Origin of the sequence: uncultured Streptococcus sp. (assembly GCF_963518475.1) — a bacterium.
GTDB lineage: Bacteria > Bacillota > Bacilli > Lactobacillales > Streptococcaceae > Streptococcus.
Genome location: NZ_CAUQJA010000050.1, coordinates 1 through 3,091, shown reverse-complemented (window position 1 = coordinate 3,091; position 3,091 = coordinate 1). Strand labels below are relative to the sequence as shown.

Here is a 3,091-nt window from a genome sequence, read left to right as displayed (position 1 = left end):
ACATAACCTGCTAGAGAAGAGGTTGCACAAACTAAGAACATGGTTACCAATGAGATAAACACAGAGTTCCACATCCACTGCATAGCAGGGTTTTGCACCATGAGTTGTTGGAAGTTCTCCATAGTTGGCATTTTAGGGAACCATTGTGGTGGAATAACGATTGTATCAGGTTGTGATTTGAAGGCACCTGTCAAAATCCAGTAGAATGGAAAGATGAACAGCACGGTCAACAAGAGCAAGATAATAGTTGAAATAACAGTGAAAGCTGTTAAAGGTTTCTTTTGTGTAGATTGCATAGCTGTCTCCTTTCTTTAATATTCTACGTCGTTTCCAAGTACTTTAAATTGAACAAAGCTTACGATAGCGATCATCACTGCCAAGAAGACACCGATTGTGTTTGCATAGCCGTATTCTGTCAACTGGAAGGCTTTTTCGTAAAGGTAGTACATAAGTGTACTTGTTGAATAGTTTGGACCACCAGATGTCAACAACTGAATCAAGGCGAAACACTGGAATGAGTTGATTGTTGTAATGATTGCGATGTAAAGTGTTGTTGGAAGGAGGCTTGGCCATTTAATCTTCCAGAATACTTGCAATTCAGTCGCACCATCAACACGCGCTGCTTCTACCAATGAATTGTCAATATTTCCCATGGCAGCGATATAGAGGATAATCGGCTGACCAACAGATGTAGTCAAAAGGATAATCATAATCGCCATCAAAGCCCAGTTTTTATCTCCCAACCAAGAAATGTTCTGGCTGATGATGTGGCTTGACTTAAGGACAAAGTTTAAAATCCCTGATAGTGGGTCATAAATCCATTTCCAAACAACTGTTACGGCAACACTACCTGTTACAACTGGAAGGAAGAAGACAAAACGGTAGAAGGATCTGGCAATAGCATTTTGATGATAGGTCTGAGATGCTACAAAGAGTGAGAATAGAACAACAACTGGTACAGATCCAATAACCAGAATCACGGTATTGATCAAAGACTTCATAAAGACAGGGTCTTTAAACATGCGAACATAGTTGTCCAAGCCTACAAACTCAAATTTAGTCATTGAGTAGTTAAAGAAACTTGTAATGAATCCCATAATCATAGGAGCCAATACAAAGATGACAAAGAAGAATAATACTGGTGCTAGGAAAGCGTAGGAAATCACTGTTTCCCGCATACGAATTTTATTGACTTTCACAGTCGGCACCTCTCTTTCACAAATAAAATATTTTGGATTTTCTTGAACTGTTTTAAAATCAAAATGAAATTTTTTAAGATTCGCTTATGTAAGAACTTCATTTTAATTTCTTGACAGTTCCTTACATTTCAAACAAAATCCTCCCTTTTCTTACATAGACTATGCACAGGGAAAAGGGAGGAGTCAATCTGATTTAGTGCTTATTGTTTTGTAGCTTTTTTAATTGTTTCGTTAGCTTTTTCAGTGAAGGCTTTCAAAGCATCCGCTGGTTTTTCGTCACCATTTGATACAGATTGCAACATTGGGAACCAAAGTGTTCTCATTTCAGCAAAACCATTGATAGTGTTGTAGTATGGTGAGTAGTATTTAGTCCAACCACTGATTGTTTCCATACGTTTGTCTTCATAAAGTTTGCCAAATGATGTACGAACTGGGAAGGCACCTGTACGAACAACGTCTTTTGGACCCCATTCTTTGTCATCCGCGATGAATTGAACGAATTTCTTAGATGCTGCAACTTTCTTGTCGTCTTTATTGTTGAATACTGCAAATCCGTTTACAAGGTATTCAAGAGCTGGTTTACCTGAATCTGATGGGAATGGCACTTCTACCACTTCTACTTTACTTGCTTCCAAGAGTTTAGCTTGGATACCGTTTTGAGCTGGTGCCCAAAGGATTGTGTAAGATGTTTGACCGTTGGCAAAGTTTTGGATATCTGCTCCACCGTCAAATTGTGAACCATTGTTCAACAAACCGTCTTTAATCCAGCCAGCTGCTTTTTCAAGACCTTTGACGAATTTAGGATCATCAGTTGTATATTTTGTAACATCTTTATCTGTTACAGAACCGCCGTAAAGGTTTGAGATGAAGGCACGTGTTCCTTGGTCTCCCCCTTGACCAGAACTGAACAATGAACCTGGTGTGTAGCCTTTATCTTTAAGCGCTTTCAAAACTTTTTCAAAATCATCAGTTGTCCAACCTTCTTTTACAAGGTTTGCAACTCCAGCCTCTTCCAACATTTTCTTGTTCATAGCCATATAGAATGGTGCTGAACTGATTGGATACATGTAAGCTTTGTCTCCAGCTTTACTTGCTTGTACAATGTTTTCATTGTTAACATCTTTAACAAATTCGTCTGTGAAGAGATCGTTCAACTCAGCCAATTTACCGTTTTTACCGTATTGGATGATACGTCCTGGTGCGTCAAAAAGTACGTCTGGAGCTGTCCCTGCTTCGATAGCTGTTGTGATTTTTTCAGGACCAGACTTGAAGTCGATGGTTTCCAATTTCACTTTTACATCTGGATTTGCTTTTTCAAAAGCTTCGATGATTGATTTTTCATATGTTCCAACACCGTCACCAGTTTTTTCTTGAGTGAAGACTGGGAATGCCCACCAAGTGATTTCTGTTTTAGCGCCATCTCCACCTGATTTAGCAGCATCTTTGCTACCACCAGAATTACCACATGCAGCAAGGCCAAGAACCGCAGCACCCGCAAGTACTGTACAAGCTAGTTTTCTAAATTTCATTTGTATTCTCCTAATTGATAAGCGTATCCATATTGGATAATGAGTAAGATTGCATTTGTATACGTTTTCATTTCATCCGACGCATCCATCACTCTCCTCTGTTTTTAAATTGTGTTATTTAAGACCAGCAACGAAGCGTTCTGTAATCTCTTTTGGTCTAGTAATAGCGCCACCTACAACGATGCCTCGCACTCCATATCCAAGGATTTGTTTGGCTTGTTCTGGTGTATGAATTTTCCCTTCTGCAATGACATCTACACCAGCATCACAGAGTTTTTTAATTAATTCAAAATCGGGACCATCCACTTTTGGACTGTAAGATGTGTATCCTGATAAGGTTGTTCCGACAAAGTCAATTCCTGC

At 39.2% G+C, this 3,091-nt stretch carries 2 protein-coding genes and 2 pseudogenes; all 4 read right to left on the bottom strand.

The window, feature by feature from the left end; all coding sequences use genetic code 11:
- Positions 1 to 296, bottom strand: a pseudogene (locus tag RYK12_RS10105) (carbohydrate ABC transporter permease); the annotation flags it as partial.
- 15 nt (positions 297 to 311) lie between these two features.
- Positions 312 to 1,178, bottom strand: a complete 867-nt coding sequence (locus RYK12_RS10100) for a carbohydrate ABC transporter permease (RefSeq protein ID WP_153198773.1) — start codon at positions 1,176 to 1,178, stop codon at positions 312 to 314.
- Positions 1,179 to 1,399: 221 nt separating this feature from the next.
- Positions 1,400 to 2,728 (bottom strand): ABC transporter substrate-binding protein, encoded by a 1,329-nt coding sequence (locus RYK12_RS10095; protein WP_045611137.1) that lies wholly within the window; start codon positions 2,726 to 2,728, stop codon positions 1,400 to 1,402.
- Between the two features lie 114 nt (positions 2,729 to 2,842).
- Positions 2,843 to 3,091, bottom strand: a pseudogene (locus tag RYK12_RS10090) (N-acetylmannosamine-6-phosphate 2-epimerase); the annotation flags it as partial.